This window comes from Sphaerisporangium perillae (assembly GCF_023276435.1).
Classification (GTDB): domain Bacteria; phylum Actinomycetota; class Actinomycetes; order Streptosporangiales; family Streptosporangiaceae; genus Sphaerisporangium; species Sphaerisporangium perillae.
The window spans coordinates 1-16,003 of the sequence record NZ_JALLPO010000054.1; the positions used below are offsets into that span (position 1 = coordinate 1).

General features: G+C 64.5%; 21 protein-coding genes and 1 pseudogene. 5 read left to right on the forward strand and 17 right to left on the reverse strand.

Annotation, left to right across the window (positions count from 1 at the left end; genetic code table 11):
- Positions 1–458: 458 nt before the first annotated feature.
- The 11 genes from MYF83_RS43360 to MYF83_RS36765 form a co-directional block, all read right to left on the reverse strand.
- Complete coding sequence (locus MYF83_RS43360) at positions 459–584, reverse strand: hypothetical protein (protein ID WP_279340575.1); 126 nt, start codon at positions 582–584, stop codon at positions 459–461.
- A gap of 38 nt (positions 585–622) precedes the next feature.
- Positions 623–745, reverse strand: coding sequence for a hypothetical protein (locus tag MYF83_RS43365; protein ID WP_279340576.1), 123 nt, complete (start codon positions 743–745; stop codon positions 623–625).
- 44 nt (positions 746–789) lie between these two features.
- Positions 790–918, reverse strand: a complete 129-nt coding sequence (locus tag MYF83_RS43370; protein WP_279340577.1) for a hypothetical protein — start codon at positions 916–918, stop codon at positions 790–792.
- The gene (locus tag MYF83_RS36730) at positions 918–1,079 is read right to left on the reverse strand and encodes a hypothetical protein (RefSeq protein WP_248965417.1); all 162 of its coding nucleotides are present in this window, start codon (positions 1,077–1,079) and stop codon (positions 918–920) included. Before MYF83_RS36730 ends, MYF83_RS43370 begins: the two co-directional genes overlap by 1 nt.
- Positions 1,080–1,099: 20 nt before the next feature.
- Positions 1,100–1,255 carry a YjjA family protein gene (locus MYF83_RS36735; protein ID WP_248965418.1) on the reverse strand — a complete coding sequence of 52 codons (156 nt, stop codon included), beginning with the start codon at positions 1,253–1,255 and terminating at the stop codon, positions 1,100–1,102.
- A gap of 16 nt (positions 1,256–1,271) precedes the next feature.
- Positions 1,272–1,592 carry a hypothetical protein gene (locus MYF83_RS36740; protein ID WP_248965419.1) on the reverse strand — a complete coding sequence of 107 codons (321 nt, stop codon included), beginning with the start codon at positions 1,590–1,592 and terminating at the stop codon, positions 1,272–1,274.
- 23 nt (positions 1,593–1,615) lie between these two features.
- A complete protein-coding gene (locus MYF83_RS36745; RefSeq protein WP_248965420.1) occupies positions 1,616–2,317 on the reverse strand; it encodes a DUF2637 domain-containing protein in 702 nt (233 codons plus the stop codon).
- Between the two features lie 108 nt (positions 2,318–2,425).
- Positions 2,426–3,586, reverse strand: a complete 1,161-nt coding sequence (locus tag MYF83_RS36750; RefSeq protein WP_248965462.1) for an FtsK/SpoIIIE domain-containing protein — start codon at positions 3,584–3,586, stop codon at positions 2,426–2,428.
- Between the two features lie 5 nt (positions 3,587–3,591).
- The gene (locus tag MYF83_RS36755; RefSeq protein ID WP_248965421.1) at positions 3,592–3,744 is read right to left on the reverse strand and encodes a hypothetical protein; all 153 of its coding nucleotides are present in this window, start codon (positions 3,742–3,744) and stop codon (positions 3,592–3,594) included.
- A gap of 2 nt (positions 3,745–3,746) precedes the next feature.
- Positions 3,747–3,974, reverse strand: a complete 228-nt coding sequence (locus tag MYF83_RS36760) for a hypothetical protein (protein WP_248965422.1) — start codon at positions 3,972–3,974, stop codon at positions 3,747–3,749.
- Between the two features lie 275 nt (positions 3,975–4,249).
- Complete coding sequence (locus MYF83_RS36765) at positions 4,250–4,582, reverse strand: SCO3933 family regulatory protein (protein ID WP_248965423.1); 333 nt, start codon at positions 4,580–4,582, stop codon at positions 4,250–4,252.
- Between the two features lie 149 nt (positions 4,583–4,731).
- Between MYF83_RS36765 and MYF83_RS36770 the strand changes: the two genes are divergently transcribed.
- Both MYF83_RS36770 and MYF83_RS36775 read left to right on the forward strand, forming a co-directional pair.
- Positions 4,732–5,481 (forward strand): GntR family transcriptional regulator, encoded by a 750-nt coding sequence (locus MYF83_RS36770; protein WP_248965424.1) that lies wholly within the window; start codon positions 4,732–4,734, stop codon positions 5,479–5,481.
- 9 nt (positions 5,482–5,490) lie between these two features.
- The gene (locus MYF83_RS36775; RefSeq protein ID WP_248965425.1) at positions 5,491–5,916 is read left to right on the forward strand and encodes an NUDIX hydrolase; all 426 of its coding nucleotides are present in this window, start codon (positions 5,491–5,493) and stop codon (positions 5,914–5,916) included.
- Between the two features lie 900 nt (positions 5,917–6,816).
- Here MYF83_RS36775 and MYF83_RS36780 read toward each other — a convergent pair.
- The 3 genes and pseudogenes from MYF83_RS36780 to MYF83_RS36790 all read right to left on the reverse strand — a co-directional run bounded on the left by MYF83_RS36780 (position 6,817) and on the right by MYF83_RS36790 (position 9,677).
- A complete protein-coding gene (locus MYF83_RS36780) occupies positions 6,817–7,230 on the reverse strand; it encodes a hypothetical protein (RefSeq protein WP_248965426.1) in 414 nt (137 codons plus the stop codon).
- A 767-nt stretch (positions 7,231–7,997) separates the two neighbouring features.
- Positions 7,998–8,462, reverse strand: coding sequence for a hypothetical protein (locus MYF83_RS36785; protein WP_248965427.1), 465 nt, complete (start codon positions 8,460–8,462; stop codon positions 7,998–8,000).
- A 455-nt stretch (positions 8,463–8,917) separates the two neighbouring features.
- A pseudogene (locus MYF83_RS36790) lies at positions 8,918–9,677 on the reverse strand (transposase family protein).
- A gap of 129 nt (positions 9,678–9,806) precedes the next feature.
- On the opposite strand from MYF83_RS36790, the gene MYF83_RS36795 reads away from it, so the two are divergent.
- Positions 9,807–10,799 carry a pentapeptide repeat-containing protein gene (locus MYF83_RS36795; protein ID WP_248965428.1) on the forward strand — a complete coding sequence of 331 codons (993 nt, stop codon included), beginning with the start codon at positions 9,807–9,809 and terminating at the stop codon, positions 10,797–10,799.
- 152 nt (positions 10,800–10,951) lie between these two features.
- Here MYF83_RS36795 and MYF83_RS44610 read toward each other — a convergent pair whose 3' ends face one another.
- Positions 10,952–11,497: a GIY-YIG nuclease family protein gene (locus tag MYF83_RS44610; RefSeq protein ID WP_372500348.1), complete on the reverse strand. Its 546-nt coding sequence runs from the start codon at positions 11,495–11,497 to the stop codon at positions 10,952–10,954.
- A 269-nt stretch (positions 11,498–11,766) separates the two neighbouring features.
- Here MYF83_RS44610 and MYF83_RS36800 point away from each other — a divergent pair, with 269 nt between their 5' ends.
- A complete protein-coding gene (locus MYF83_RS36800; protein WP_248965429.1) occupies positions 11,767–12,237 on the forward strand; it encodes a lamin tail domain-containing protein in 471 nt (156 codons plus the stop codon).
- A 386-nt stretch (positions 12,238–12,623) separates the two neighbouring features.
- Here the strand turns inward: MYF83_RS36800 and MYF83_RS36805 are convergent, their stop codons facing one another.
- The gene (locus MYF83_RS36805; protein ID WP_248965430.1) at positions 12,624–13,580 is read right to left on the reverse strand and encodes an SRA domain-containing endonuclease; all 957 of its coding nucleotides are present in this window, start codon (positions 13,578–13,580) and stop codon (positions 12,624–12,626) included.
- Positions 13,581–14,955: 1,375 nt separating this feature from the next.
- Positions 14,956–15,501 (reverse strand): GIY-YIG nuclease family protein, encoded by a 546-nt coding sequence (locus MYF83_RS36810; protein ID WP_248965431.1) that lies wholly within the window; start codon positions 15,499–15,501, stop codon positions 14,956–14,958.
- A gap of 146 nt (positions 15,502–15,647) precedes the next feature.
- Here MYF83_RS36810 and MYF83_RS36815 point away from each other — a divergent pair, with 146 nt between their 5' ends.
- A complete protein-coding gene (locus MYF83_RS36815; RefSeq protein WP_248965432.1) occupies positions 15,648–15,944 on the forward strand; it encodes a hypothetical protein in 297 nt (98 codons plus the stop codon).
- Positions 15,945–16,003: the final 59 nt, after the last annotated feature.

Below are 16,003 nucleotides of genomic sequence, written 5' to 3' on the forward strand. Positions count from 1 at the left end.
CCCGGGGGGTGGGGTGGGCGGGCATCAGGTGGTCACCCTTCCGGTGCCGTTGCAGCGGGGGCAGGGGCGGGTTTTGACCAGGCCGCGGCGCAGGCCGGTTCCTCCGCACATGTCGCAGCGGTAGGTGGGCATACTGGTGTCTCCTTTGCTTTGAAGGGCGAAGGGACGCCCCACGGGAGCGGCGGAAATCAGCTGCCAGGCTTGAGCCGCCCCGTGGTGGCGTCGATGAAGGTGAGCCGAGGTTGTGAGGGCCGGGTTAGTCGAGCCAGCCGCGGCCGTTGCAGACGGCGCAGGGGCGGCGGGTGCGGTCGTAGGCCAGGGAGCCGTCTCCGCCGCACAGGTGGCACGGGCGGGTTGTGTTCGACATCGGGGCAGTCTCCTTTCCAGGGCGATTGGGAGGTCTCGCGGGGGCGGTGGCGGCTGGCAGGCGGTGAGCCGCCACGTGGTGGCGTCGCGGGTTACGGGGTGTCGCCGGTGCCATTGCAGGTCGGGCAGGGCGTCCAGTTGGTGGTGGGGTTCCACACGGTGCCGAGCCCGCGGCACAGCCCGCAGACCGAGCCCGCCGCGGTGTTAGTGGGGCACATTGGTGGTCCTCCTTTCTGATGTCGTGGCGTTGTGGGGGTCAGCGGAAGGTGTCGATGCCAGTGCCGTTGCACCAGGAGCAGCGGGCGTTGTCAGCGTCGATTCCGGTGCCGTGGCAGTTGCTGCACATGTGCGTCCGGGTCGGGATGCGGGTGCGGTTCACCGTGGTTCACCTCCTCTCTGGCGATGGGAGGTCGGGACGGGTAATCAGCAGTGGGTGTCGATGCCGGTGCCGTTGCAGTCGCGGCAGCAGGCGTGCTCGTGGTCGAGGCCGGTGCCCTGGCAGGTGGCACAGCGGTGCGCGGGGATGATGACGGCGCGCTGGTAGTGGCTCATCAGGTGGTCCCGCAGCAGGTCAGGCACAGCGCGTAGGACTGGATGGTGCGGCGGCGAAGACGACGGCGCACCACCTGAGCGGTGAGCACCTGCCCGGTGCCCTGGCAGTCGGGGCAGGCGTCCGGGTCGTAGTCGGCGGGGGGCGGGTCGGGGAGGGACATCAGGGGGTCCTCCTTCCGGGTCAGTTCAGGCCGGTGACGAAGCCGGCGATGTTGTCGGCAGCGCCCCCCAGGGCGTGCACGGCGTGGTTGACCAGTTCGGCCGCCGAGGCGGGGTGGGTCAGCAGGTAGAACAGGGCGAAGACCAGCAGGCAGCGGCCCAGCAGGCGGCGGATCACCGAAGGTCGCCCCGTCTCAGGCGGTCACGGCGCCGTCGTAGCTGACCAGCGCGTGCCAGTCCCGCAGGGTGTCATCCCAGACCGCCGCCGCGCGGTAGGTGATCGGCCCGAAGTCGCGGGTGGTCTCGTAGGTGGTGCCGTCGGTGGCCGGGGAGGCGATCAACTCGGCGATGCGGTCCACCGCGGCCCGCTTGTCGGAGTCGGTGCCGAAGGTGTTGACCTGGATGTCGGTGCCGTAGGCGGGGATCGGCACCTTCGGGTTGGCGGCAAGGAAGTCGGCCAGACGGCGCAGGCCGGCGATGAACTCGGTACGGGCGGAGGGGTCGGTGGTCATCATCAGCAGGTCCTTTCAGGGGAGGGTCAGGCGGATTGCGATGCGAGGAGGCGCCGCAGCACCTCGGCGGCCAGATCGGGGGAGATGCGTAGCCGGCGCACCAGGTCATCAGCGGTGATCGCGGTGTCGTGCAGCCGGGCGTGTTCGCCGGCCAGGAACCGGGCGTCCTCCAGCAGCGCCGCGTCTACTGCCGGCAGGTCTGGCACCGTGGGGACGGGGTCGAGCTGGGCCGGTGCGGTATCGGCCGCCAGCGACGGCACATGCTGGCTGGCCGTGGTCACGGCGCCGGAGTCGGCGGTTTGTTCGGTGACTAGTTCGGCGTCAACGACCGCGGGCGGGCCGGCGTGGTCACCGGCGCGGCGTTCGAGCATCGACATGGCGATCAGGAACGCCCCGGCAGGGGTGGCGGCCAGGATCCAGCCCCAGGGGTTGGGTTCGGCTTCGGCGAGGTTGGCGGCCAGGGTGAGCACGATGCCGCCGGTCAGCACCAGCGACGGCCAGGAGATCGGCCCCCGCCGAGTGCGACGGGTACGTTTGTCGCGCTGGATCTCCCGAGCGGCCATCACGCACATCAGGTCGATGCACACCGCGACCGCCCAGGACCGCCACGAGCTCTGACCGTGCTTGGCGGCCAAGTGGCTGATGTGGTCGAACGAGCCCACCGCGGCGATACCGGCGAGCACGAGCACCGGCCCGGAATCGGCCAGCAGCGAGCGCAGACGACGCATGATCGACGTTCGTCCTTTCACGCAAGGGCAGCCCGTCTTTTCGGGCATGAGCTGGTAGGGAGGCGGCGTGATCAGGGCTCACGCCAGGCCCATTCAGCAGGGGAGCGGTTAGACCGGGAGGTCTTCCAGGTCCGGAGCGGTGAACTCCTCCATGTCGACCTCGTCCAGGTCGCCGGCCGCGGCAACGTTGCCGGTCAGCCGCGCCCACGACGGCGCCAGGTGCGCGTAGGTCGCTGCGGCGGCTTCGGCCTGTTCCTCGGTGACATGCACCGAACGCATCCGGTGCCAGCGCCCCTCAGAGCCGATCACCACGGCGGTGCCGGGCATGGCCGGGGAGATCTGCCGGGCAGCGACCAGCGCGCCGGGGTCCATGTCACCGAGCGCCATCTTGGCGGTTTCCTCGTCGTTGACCATGTGGCAGATCCGCCCCGTCAGCTGAGCGCGCAGTGCGGTCACCCCAGGGCCGAGGTCGGAGCCGACCCGCTGCCCGCACACCTTGAGGTAGATGCCGAACGCCCGGCCGAGCTGAGCGATCCGCAGCAGCCGGGTGGCGACCGCCGAGACCTCCTCTTGCTCCTTCTTCTTGTCCGCCATCAAAAACAGCTCGGCTACCTCGTCCACCAGCACCACGATCGGCACCGGCCTCTCGGACTCCGGCAGCCGCGAGTGCCAGATGTTCTTCACCCGATGCGCCCGGCACAACGCCATCCGCGCCATGATGATGCCGATCAGCTCGGCCAGCAGCTCAGCGCACTCGGCCCGCTCGGTCGCCAGCGCGGACATGCGCGCCTCATACGGGGTGAACTCCACCCCGCCCTTGAGGTCGAACCCCACCAAAGCGACCGGCTGCGGGGCGAGCCCCACGATCAGCGCGTTGGCCAGGTTGGACTTACCCGACTGCGTCGCACCCACGTTCAGCCAGTGCGGCACCGCGCGGAAGTCGATGACGAACGGCGCCCCGGTGTCCAGCAGCCCGACCCGCACCCGCAGCAGCCCATCCGACAGCACCGGCAACGTGACATGCTCCAGCGGATCCACCAGCGTCGCCAACAGGACGACTTTGCCCGGCTTCCACGAGGCCAGCCGCACCGCGTGGACCTTCCAGGCGTGCGCCAGCTTGTCCAGCACCCGCGTGTAGTCCTCCGGGGTCTGCCCGTCGTGCAACCTGACCGAGACGCGGAAACCGAGCCGGGTCGGGCGGATCAACCCCAGCCGCGGCGAGCGTTCCACCTCCACGCGGCGGATCGTGCGACGCTGCTTGACCATCATGGTCTTCACCGGCACGCCTCCTTCGCATACAGGACCGCCGCGGTGACGCTCTCGGCGTCGTGATCGGCGAGCCAGGCCAGCGCGCAGTCAGCCTGTTGCGGTGACAGCCCGGCAAGCTCCTTGTTGATCTGGTCCCAGGACCACGAAGGGGATGCCATGGTCAGCGCCCCATTCCGGGGAAACCGGGGAGCGTCCAGCGCCACCGCCGGCGACGCCGAGCCAGACCGCAGCCCGAGGACACCGCCCGCCAGGTGCCGTACACCGCGAGCGCCTTGAGCGGGAAGCCCAGCACCAACCAGAACGACACCGTGTGCAACCGACGCCATACCTTGAGAGCGACGACCGCCGCGACGACGATCAGCCCGGCGTGAATCAGGAAGTCGGTCATACTGGATTCCTCCTTTCCTTCTCTTTGCAGGTGGGATTGGGGCCCCGGAGCGGCGAAGCCGCCAAGCAGGCCGCTCCGGGGATCGAACGATCAGAACAGCGGGTCCATCGCAGGCGCCGACTCTGGCGGGCGACGAAGCCCCCGAAACGGGCGCACCACCTGGTGCCCGTCCGCGCGACGGATCAGGACGTTCCGCGGGCCACCACCCGGCCCCCACTGGATCAGGACCGTCACTGGCTCACCCCGTTCCAGATAGGTACGGCCGACGATGCCCATCAGGCCGAGACGTTCTCGGCTGCCGGGCGGATCGCCTCCGCGCGGAACCCCAGCCCCGAGCGGCCGTTCATCGTCCAGTAGAAGGCGCACAGCCCCACCGGACGAACCTTCACCCCCTCCGGGATGTCCGGGAACGTCGCCGAGGGGAACGTGACCGAGATGACCGGGTTACGCCGGTCGTCGTTCGGCTTGGGCAGCAGCGCGATCGTGTACAGATCCACGCCCTCGACATTCTTCTTCACCTCACCCGTAGCGCGGTCAGCCAGTTTCGGCTCCGGCTCACCGGTCACCGTGAACGACAGACCCGACAGATCCACCGGGATGTTGCGCATGATTCCTCCTTCTGAGATGTGTCATAAGTTCGACTGCCCTGGCAGCTTAACACATATGTCATAAGTAGCAAGGCGTACGGCGAAATCAGCGGGTGGGAGCCACGCGGTAGCATCTGAGACAAGTCATAAGTCGAGGCAGGGGCCGTGATGTGAACGTGGAGACCCCGCGAGCCCGTTACCGCCAGGTGGCGGACGAGCTGCGCAACGCCATCAAGCGAGGGGACTACCCGCAGGGTGAAGCCCTCCCAAGCCAGCCTGAGCTTGCCAAGAGGTATGGACTCAACCAGACCTCGATCAATCGTGCGATCGCTCTACTGCGCGCCGAGGGCTTGGTCCGGGTCGAGCACGGACGGGGTGCGTTCGTACAGGAGGTGCCTACCGTCAAGCGCGTACGCCGGATACCCCGCGGCGACGCCAACGGCAGCAGCTTCGCCGAGGAGATGCGCAAGGCCGGCCTCGAACCTCGATCGCCACTCGTAGAGCTGAAGACGGTTCCGGCCCCGCCCGTAGTCGCGGAACGACTCGCGATCCCCGAAGATGACCCAGTCGTGATGAGGAAGCGACACATGTTCGTGGGAGATCGCCCCGTCCAGCTCGCGACGTCGTACATGCCGCTCACTGTCGCCGGCGACGAGAGCATCGCGTTGCCCGACACCGGGCCAACGGGCCTTTACCGCCGGCTCGCCGAGCGTGGGCACCGGATCACACGCTTTGTCGAAGAGATCGAGGCACGTCACCCCACCCCCGAAGAGGCGGAGTTCCTCAACCTCACCGAAGCTCAGCAGATCCTCGAAGTGACCCGCATCGCGTACACCGCCGAGGACACACCCGCAGAGACGGTCATCAATGTCTTTCCGAGCCAACAGTGGCGCCTGTCCTACGAATGGACGGCGGGATAGGAGATCCACATGGCCGATCTTCCACGGCACTCCGTCAGTGTCACTGCCGTCGTCTTCCACCCAGATGGGCGCGTGCTCGCTATTCAGCGAGAGGACGACGGGCGATGGGTACCACCAGGCGGCATTGTCGAGCTGGACGAGACGCCGGACCATGCCGTGGTCCGAGAAGTGCTCGAAGAGACAGGCGTCCAGGTCAAGCCAGACGTCCTGACGGGCGTCTACAAGAACATGAACCTTGGCGTCGTCTCACTCACCTTCCGATGCCACCCCATCAGCGGTAACCCGAAACCCAGCGAAGAAGCCCTGGAATCCGCATGGCTCACGCTCGATGAAGTGGAACAGCGGATGCCCGAAGCCCGCGCGATCCGCGTTTTTGACGCTCTCCGCCACGACGGCCCGTTCGTACGTGTCCACGACGGGACGCGATTGCTGTAGTCGGTTTGGCACCCGAGGCCCAACCTGTTACCAGTTTCCGTACGTCTTCAAGCCGCCGCTCTCGCGGCAGTGGCGCCGCCTCAGGCCAGGGAACGTGGTGAAGAGGTAGAGAGATGAGAGGGGGAGGGGCTCTTGCGGACGCTGAGCGAGGAAGCAGGAGGTTCGCAGGAGGGAACCCCGCCGAGAAGGGGATGAGGGTACGGCGAGGGGTTGAGCCGGCGGTGAGGTGTCGATCCCGGGACACCAGGGGTCGAGGAGGGTTGTGGGCACAGCGCAGCCCTTGATGCCATTCACGGCCTACATGTCCAAAGACCTGCCCAGAACTCCATTGAGGGTTCGGGGGCCGCGCTCGCCCGCTGGCGGCTGCGGCTCTTCGGCCGGTCCGCCCGCGGTCGGCGCGCCCCCGCGCCGCAAGCGACGCGGTGGTGATGGCGGCTGCCGATTTGCTTGGTGCCGATGGGGTTCTCTCCAGGAGGTGAAGGGAGGGACAAGGCACCAGAGCTGAGCCGGAGCCGGACATCACGACTCGGAGAGCACGGCAGACGCCGAAGCGAAGGAGAAGATGGAGGGGGAAGGGGAGGGAGGAACGAGCATGGGGCTCCGCCCCAAACCCCGGCCCTCCTCAGAGATGGGGGAGGTCGTGCAAATGGTGCGGGTTGTGGGGTGGTCCATCTCCTCGTCGGTCACCACCAGGGATGCCAGACCGTCCGCCCAGGGTCAAGCCGTCCTGTGACCGCAGGACAACCAGCGCGCGAGGAACGGCGACCGGGACACATGGAACACGCGAAGGACGACTTGACCCCGGGCAGCCGGCCCGGCATGGCTACGCCTGCCCGACGAGGAGATGACCCTCCTCACCTGCAGCTAAGTAAAGCTGTAGGCGCGGGTAGGCGACATGAGTCAGTACAGCTTTGGGGGGTTGCCCTTAGTTTCAACCACCTTCCGGGTTTGGCCCTCCCACTTCCAGATCAGGTCTCGCCACTCGGGCGAGTCGAAGTAGTCATTCACGGGGGTCGAGGTGTCGAACTCGGGCATGTAGGTACCCAAGACACCCTTTTCCAGTATGCCGTCAGCGATCACGCCGCGTTCCCGGAGGATCAGGATGGGCAGGCCGAGTTGGAAGGCCATTGCTGGCTCAATGTGCGACCACGGGCTCGTGAGCCATTGGTCGGCGATGGCGTAGCTAGGATGGTTCGCCAGGTCAGTCATGTGGTTCCCGATGGCCCGCTCGATGTACGTCCGGCGCAAGGCAACCGTGATCAAAGCGTTTGACTCGATCATCAAACGACGGATTGCTTTCAGGGGAGCGTCCATGTCGTAGTCCGTCACGCCCAGAGTTCGGGGCGCGAAGCCGCGGTCATCGAGATAGCCGCAGAGTGCTTCGACGAACGCCTCTTGACGAGAGTTGCACGGTTTCGGATAGCTCAGAAAGATAGAGATCTTGAATTTGGACCTTGGGGACAGGGATCTATCGGGCACAGCCGCAGGCTACAACGTGCGCTGCGGGGACGCGTCCGGTGATAGCGCAACACTCCGGTCAGCAGTGGTCCGAGTCGGCGAAACGTCAGCGGGCCGGCTGATACGGAAGGGAATGCGGCTCGCAGGCCAGCATCTTAGGTGTACATGCAGCGAAGAGGAGATCAGGCAGATACGAGAGGCGGCCCAGACGGGTGTGTGCTCTACCCCTGGCCAACGCGGCCACCCGGTGACTTGGGCGAGTGACAACGAGGGTGGACACCGCTGAACGTACGCGGACGTTGGTGAACCCTTCTCGCAGCTGAGTGGTCATAGGAGTGCAGGGCAGCGAACCGTGATCGTTGCCGTAGGGCAACCAGTCACCGTGGAAGGGGCCAACGGATCGAACACCTTGCAGGCTAGCTGAGAGATTTATCTGTCATCTCTGGCGCCAGAACCCAAATGCGAGTGATAGAAATAGAACTAATCCGGCTGCGGCTAAAGAAATAAGGAGTATGCCACTCCCCGCGCCGGCTTCAGAAGTTATGCCCAGAATCGAGAGCATTACACCCGCGGTGGCGGCACTCAATTGCAGTGCGAGCAGGGTGAGGCCCGGACGGGGTCTCCTAGCCATCGGCACCAACCCCAGTGGTAACAGCTGCTAATACGACAATAAATGCGAGTAAATCGACCAGTATAATCCGCCACCAGCCTATTGGCCAAAATTTTCCTTGCACGTGCGCCCACATTACACCTCTGCCGGCGGCGTTGTATATGTTAAGTTTCCCGTCATTTCGATACAAGAAGTCGTGGAACAGCGAAGGAAATACGAGAGAGCATAGCACGAGTCCGCCCATCGCCAATTGTCGAGAATTTGGATCGAAAAATCTCTCGCCAGGTTTGGTTGTGCCGAAGAAAATGATAAATGCAACAACGGCCGATCCCATCCATTCCACCCAAAGGACGAAATCCTCCGCTATAAATGCCACTCGCCTTCCATTTGTGGGTGGGCGAGAAGTTGCCTTTAGCCACGTTTGTACGGCCGCCGTGGCAAAAGTTATCCAAAGTGCGGTGATCTGTGCTGCGTCCATTTTGTCCTGATTTAGTCGGATCTGTACAGCGAGATCATCATTCTATTGTGCCACACAGGCGCCAAGATGAACCAATAGGCAAAAGGATATATAAGGGTTACATGCAAGGGCGGCCACAAGATTCAGCTGCTCACCGCACCCCGTAAGCCGGATGTGACAAGACCTTGTCCATTGCTGCCCCCGAGGGTCGTTGAGCTGGGAAAACCCCTCTGTAACCTCCTGCGGTCAAGGGTGCTGGCGCCTGAGCAACTATCAAACGATGACGGGGAGAACCGAGCACGAGGCGTGCAGATGCTCGGACTTCGCTTAGATAGGCATGGAAGCGGGGGTGGTGCCGGATCTGGTCGGGGTGACCGCACCCGTGTGCCGCCGCGCACCAGCTCCACCCATCTGTCGGCCCTTTGCTGGGGAGATCTTCAGGGTGTAAGCGGACGTGAGGAAACACTGAGCCCTTTTCATCCTCGGACGAGCTGGTGGTTCTGAAGGACGGCGATGGCCTTGCATAGATGTCCGGCCTGGCTGGGGCTGCAGCGGAGCTTACGGTGGATGCGCCAGCTTTTGAGCTGGGCGTTTGCACGCTCGCCTGGGCCGCGGAGGCGTGCGTGTGACCGATTGGCCTGCTTTTGGGACTCGGGCTTGTTCTTGCCCTTGTAGGGGGTGGCGACCATGCCTCCAACTCCTTGGTAGGCCTTGTCTGCCAGGATGAGGATCCCGGCTCGCTCCAGCGCGCGCAGGATGCCCCAGATCCGGGCGGCGCTCAGGTCGTGCGTCTTGCCGGGCAAAGCCCCAGAGGTCCACAGGACGGTCCCGTCCGGTGAGGCGATGACCTGGACGTTCATCCCATGTACGCGGTGTTTGCCGGAGAAGTACGGACGGTCGGCCTTCACTCGATCGGTGCGGATGAGCGTGCCGTCCAGCACCAGGTACTGCAGCCCGTCGTTCTTCGCCTTCCGCAACGCCTGCCCGAGTTTGGGTGAGCGTGCCGATAGCAGCATCACCGCCTCCTGCATACCGCCATGCGGTCGCCGTTGACACCCCGAACCCCGCCGCGAGCTCGGTGAACGTCTCGCCCTTGCGTAGGTGGACCAGCACCAGCAACGCCTGCTGTCCCGGGTTGAGCAGCCGCCAGGTCGACCCGATCATCTTGCGTCGCCGGCGGATCAGTCCGGCGACGTAGTTCAGCGTTGAGCGCGACAAATCGACGGCAGCGCGCAGCGCACGAGGCCGACTACCCCTGCTATCTCACTGGCAAGGGCCGCTGTTGCTACTCCCTCAAGTCTCACTGGTGCGTTGGATGCGATCCGCGGGCGAGCGCTCACGATCGCCACTGGACTGGTCGCGCTGGTGGCGGTGTACTACAGCGCCCGCAACGCCGACACCGCGCGCCGGAGCTTCCAGCTTAGCCAGCAAGGCCATGTCACCGACCGCTACACCAAAGCCATTGAACAACTCGGCTCTGACAAACTCGACATCCGCCTAGGCGGCATCTACGCACTGGAGCGAATCGCCCACGACTCGACGCGAGACCACCCCACCGTCATGGAAGTCCTGACCGCCTTCGTCCGCGAGCACTCCCACGATGTCGACGGAGGCGACAAGTCGGGCGAGGAGAAAGCCGCAAGACCTCCAAAGCGGGGGCTTCGCACGGATCTTCAAGCCGCCCTCACCGTGATCAGCCGTCGCATCGCCAGCCACGACCAGCCCGTCAACCTGCGCGGCGCGAACCTCACCGGCGCGGACCTCGCCGACGCGGACCTTGATTACGCGGACCTCGACGGCGCGAACCTCACCGGCGCGGACCTTACTGACGCGCACCTCATCGGCGTAAACCTCATCGCCGCGAACCTCCACGAGGCGGACCTCGACGGCGCGAACCTCACCGGCGCGGACCTTACTGACGCGCACCTCATCGGCGTAAACCTCATCGCCGCGAACCTCCACGAGGCGGACCTCAGCGGTGCGAACCTTACCGACGCGGACCTCGCCGGCGCGAACCTCTACGAGGCGAACCTCACCGACGCGATCCTCTACCGGGCGAACCTCACCGACGCGATCCTCTACCGGGCGAACCTCACCGACGCGATCCTCTACCAGGCGAACCTAGGCGGCGCGGCATTCTTCGGCGCGAACCTCACTAATGCGAACCTCGACGGTGCGAACCTCACCAAGGCAAACCTCGACGGTGCGAACCTCACCAGGGCGAACCTCACCAGGGCGAACCTCACCCACGCGAACCTCGCCGGCGCCTTTGGACTGCCCACCGGGAGGGCAGACCGCGACGAGCTAAGAGACACCGCCCATCGCGCACCATCCGGGCTCGGGTGGCCAACCGAGTGAGAACCGGCGGAGACTAATGCTCTTGTCCTGAGGCTGTGAATGCTTGGTCATGCCCATCCGGTGCCCCAGTCGGCAGCTCTGGGCAATGTTCGACCTGGTCGGAGCGCTTTGGTGGTGGGTCTGTAAACCGTCGGCTCGACCTTGATAGATCGTCAAGATGCTATGGGCAGCCCCCGGGCGCGAGCCCGCGCGGATGCTCGGAGGTCGCTCAGGTACGTGTGGAAGTGGTGGTGCCGGTTCTGGTCGAGGTTGAGCGGGAGGTTCAGTTGGGCGAGTAGCTCGGACTCGGCAATCCAGGGTTCCGGGTGTACGAACCAACACACGCGGGCATGCTCGGCCATCCAGGTCGTCAGTTCTCGTTCTCCGGCTTGTCCGAAGGTCAGGCGCTTGCCGTTACCCACACGGCGCAGTTCGAACCCGAGAAGGCAGCCTAGGGTGAGCCGTAAGGTCGAGCCCTCCGCATTGCCCCGGTAATGATCGCGAATCCTGGTACGCAGGTTTGGCGTAGTCGCTCCGGTCGACATCCGACGCGGGGCGATGCCGACGTAAAGGAGACGGCCGGCGGGCAACTGCGGATCGGGCGACTGGTCGAAGTGCCACCCGTAGACGCCAGGAGCGGCAGGGATAGGGCTGGGCCGGGTCAGTACCTCGTCCGCACGCCATAACTTGCCGGGCTCTAGGAGCTCAGCAGCATCCATCGCATCTCCCGCCGGGTCCGTGTGGATGGGGAGAGCCTAGCGGCCCGCATCCACCGCCCGCGCAGAGCGGCGAGCCGTCAACGAGGGGCGTGCCTTCCCTGCGCGTCGTGTGCCGATGCTGGCGGCGCGCACCAGGCCGATCTTCCCCATGAACGTCCGGCACGCAAAAGCCTCATCAGATGCCAAACCGATACAGGAACGGTCAATCAGGGTTAAATGCTACCAATATGATCGATTCGGATCATGTCGCCCACCTCAGGAGTGTCCCTGTGCGTATCCGATCTCTGCTGATGGCTGCCGTGCTGGCCGCTGGCGTGGTCGTGGTCTCCCAGCCCGCCTATGCGGCGGGCCCGGCCATTCAGATCACCAAGATCTACTACGACTCGCCCGGCTCGCCGGACTCTGGCGCGAACAGCAGCCTGAACGGCGAGTACGTACAGATCAAGAACACGACCAAGAAGGCCGTCAGTCTCAAGGGCTGGAACCTCCGCGACAAGACGAACCGGTCGGATCACGTCTACACATTCGGCACGTTCACCCTGGGAGCCGGCAAGACGGTCACCGTGCGGACCGGCAAGGGTACGAACACCGCCACCACCCGCTACTGGGGCAGGAGCGGGGGAACTCTCGCCTACATCTGGAACCAGGCCAAGGACACCGCGTACCTGCGGAACGCGTCCAGCACGCTGGTGGACTCCTGCTCGTATAACTCGACGCGGTACGACTACAAGATCTGCTGACCTCGGCCGGACCTGCAAACGGCCCCCAGCAGGTGCCGCCGGGGGCCGTTCTGTGTCGTCCTCGGCAGACCATAGACAGATGACGTTGGGGAAGCCGGAGTCAGTGAAAAGTCAGCAGATTCGCTAACGCAGGGCCGTCTCGAAGGTCACCGGTCGGCATAGCCCCTACACCTGACGGCACCTGGTGGCACCCTCTTGTTCTGCACAGCACGCTCAACCAGCGTTCGCATCGAAGGGGTCAGGGGTTCAAATCCATAGCTTCACAGACGTCAGAGGCCGGTTCCGCTTAGCGGGACCGGCCTTTCTGATTTTGGGGTGATGCGCGTAGAGGTTAGGCCCGGGTTGGCTACCCCTGACCAGGGAGCACGCGGCTCTCGAGCTCACACCTAGAGGGTAAAATCGGCCTTGCTGGTGTCGTAGCCGCTCTTGATCGGCCAGATGACCAGGATGTTCTGACTGTGGGCGAGCGAGAGTAGATCGGAGCGAGGCTCAGTCGGTAGCAGGATCGCCCGGGTAGCATCCAGGAGGAAGCGGCCATAGTCGGCGAGCTGACCGATCGCCATGCGTACGTTCTCACGGGTGACGCTGCCCTTCGCCTCCACCAGGAGGTTCAGGTCCTGGTCGTACAGGTCGGTGAACAGCGGCCGTGTCTCCCCCCTGGGCAGCATCTGGTGCCGGCTTACCGTGTGCCCCTGGCCACGCAAGTAGTCGGCCAGGGCCTGCACCAGGCTGGCTTCCTTCCGCTCGGCCTCGTATGGCTCCTGGGCGGGGTTTACGAAGCTGCGCTCCGTGAGCTGCTGCTCCAGAGGCAGATCCTGCACCTGATCCTCAGCCTCGGTGTTGTTGGCTGCGGCGAGCAGACGGGCCAGCTTGGTCTGCGGCGGCTGAGGGTCGGTGTCAAGCGGCTTCAACCGGAAGACGATGACCCGACGCAGCGGGCCGCCGCCGCTCTCCGGAGCGTCCGCCTCGTACCACGGGTCCTTGTCGTACACCTCGAACTTGCCGAGGTAGGTAACGGTTCCGCGGGCGCCCTGGAAGACGCGTAGTGTGCGCCCCTCCTGTCGGTGGTTGAGGATGCTCGCGTTGCCGGAAATCATCCTCTGGTCGCCGTGCTGCCCTTCGCCGCTGTAGTGGAACAGGCCGTCCGGCATCCAGCCGTCGAAGTAACCGTGCTTCTCGCCCGCGATCGGGTCAGTGAAGATGAAGACGTTCAGGGTGCGGCTGGACGGGCCGATGCCGCCCTGAGTGCGCCCGCCGAAGTCCTCGTGAAGCTTCTTGCGCTCGACGGGGCGCCCGGGCTTGAGGGTCCACGAGGGGGAGGCCGGGGGAGTCGGCGTGGTCATGTTGCCTCCAGTAGATCACGATCTTCCTCGGCAGACCGTACCCATGAACCGTCCCCTATGTCAACATTGGATGCGACTATCCAACCAAGCAATCGGATGTCGATTTTCGGCATCCGATCCAGGCGGCGGGGGGAGTGGCGGCAGCGACGGGGGTCTTGGAACACGCGAAGGACGGCATGACCCCGAGTGGTCGGCCCTGCATGGCTACGCCTGCCCGACGAGGAGATGGACCCCCAGGGAGACGGTTGGCTGCAGAGCGCCGGGCACATCGAGGGCACATGGCAAGCCTGTGCTGCCCCCTCGTCGGCTGACCTGCTCAGGCCTTATCCGGCACTCGTAGTCTGCTGGGCGAAGTGATACACATCGTTGAGTAGCTTGGCCTCGGTCACCTTATTCGCCAGACACGATGGATCACGCGATACACAACTGGTGAGAGCGGCGCATCCTACGGTGACCATTTGGCACCCTTGGACTGTTCGCATCTCCGTAATCACTATCTCAAGCATCGCGCACGCAAGCCTCCGTAATGTCGTGGAGTCTGTTGGGCTTGTGTGCAAATTCTGCCAATGTGCGACGATGTCGGACTGTGGGGAAACGTATACGGATACGGATGCCGACACGAACTTGCTAACCGGTGGAAGACGGTTTAGGTAAGTGACACGAAGATTCTCCCACGTCGGAGCCGCGAGCACCTCGTCGGTCGTACGACTGAGGTCTTCTAGCAACACTTGGAGAGCCACCCCAGTCTCCCTGCGGGCCGCCTGCCCCAGCGTATTGATCCACAGCGATAGGCAAGCAACAACACGAACGATCTCGGCTATGCTCTGATCCTGTTGAGGTCGCGGCCTGGTTGTAAGGCTTCTTCCCCCGTTTTGTTGGATCATGACGGCCGCGTCACCATAGTGCAGCAGGGTGCCGTAATCCGTATGAAGATCCCCTTTCGACAATGTCGGCAATAGCATTCGGGAGACTTTGGGCGTGACACCTCGTCTTATCTCGCGGCCTGGACGTAGCTGCAGGTAGAGGGCGTGAAAGGCAGCCACAGCGGTAATTCCGAGCACGGCGCCAACAGCCCCCCAACCCCAGGGGGCGTAGCCGGTAGTCTGTTCGACCACCACACTGAGGAGGACACCACCTAAGATTGCAGCCCAGAAATACGCCCAAACCATGTCTAATCCTTTGCAGGGTGAGGCTGCACGATATCGCAATAGATAAGTCTGAAGCCACCCTTCAGTGCTCGAGGACGACAGCGCGCGTCGTGTACGTTGCGAAACGCCAGGCATACCGAGTTAAGCGGCATTTCCCCAGGTCATTGCTACGTAGGAGCGCTACCTATTGGGGCCTGTAGAGCCATCGGCTCGACCTTGAGAGATCGTCACCAGGCGACGGGTAGCCCCCTGGCGCGAGCCCGTGCGGTTGCTCGGAGATCGCTCAGGTAGGCATGGAAGTGGTGGCGCCGGTTCTGATCGAGGTTGAGCGGGAGATCTAATTGTCTGATCAGCTCGGACTCGGCGAGCCAGGGTTGGGGATGTTCGAACCAGCACACGTGAGCATGCTCGGCCATCCAAGCCGTCAGTTCCTGCTCCCCGGCCCGCCCGAAGGTCAGGCGTTTCCCGCTACCCACACGGCGTAGTTCGAGCCCGAGCAGGCAGCCCAAGGTGAGCCGCAAGGTGGAACCTTCGGCATTACCGCGGTAGTGGTAGCGGACCCTCGTGCGCAGGTTCTGCCTGCTTGCCCGGTTCGCCATCCGGCGTGGGGCGATGCCGACGTAGAGGAGACGGCCGGCGGGCAACCGCGGATCGGGTGATTGGTCGAAGTGCCACCCATAGACCCCAGCAGCGGCAGGGATTTGGCTGGGCCGAGTCAGCACCGGGTCGGCACGCCATAACTTGTCAGGCTCCAGGAGTTCAGCAGCGTCCATCGATTCTCCTACCGGGTCCGTGCGGATGGAGAGAGACTAGGGCACAACGACGGCCCGACGCGGGGCCATTTCAGCGGCGCGGGGCATTACGCCTGCTCGAGAATGCGGGAGCTTGCACGCGGGCACAGGGCGGCTGAAGGAGGAGCGTGAACGAGACGGAGCGTCGGTTCCACCGTGCGATGGTGGACATCTATCAGACCGCCAAGCGCGATCTCGGGTACAACGCGACGCGCTTTGTCCAGATGGTCTCGGAACGCGGGGGACTCGCGACTGCGAAGCAACTCCTGTGGAGCGACCAGATCTCGGACGGTTTCGAAACTCTGCGGAGCCATGGCCGACTCGATCTGACCGTGGAGGCGCACGTGCTAAAGGAAGAGTTCACGGAGCTTTTCACCGACGAGGACAGGCAACGTGCACGGGACAGGCTGGACCTCTTCCAGTGATCAGCACGGATCTACATCGTCAAGCAGACTGCTGGTGAGGCGGTCCCGCACGGGGACCA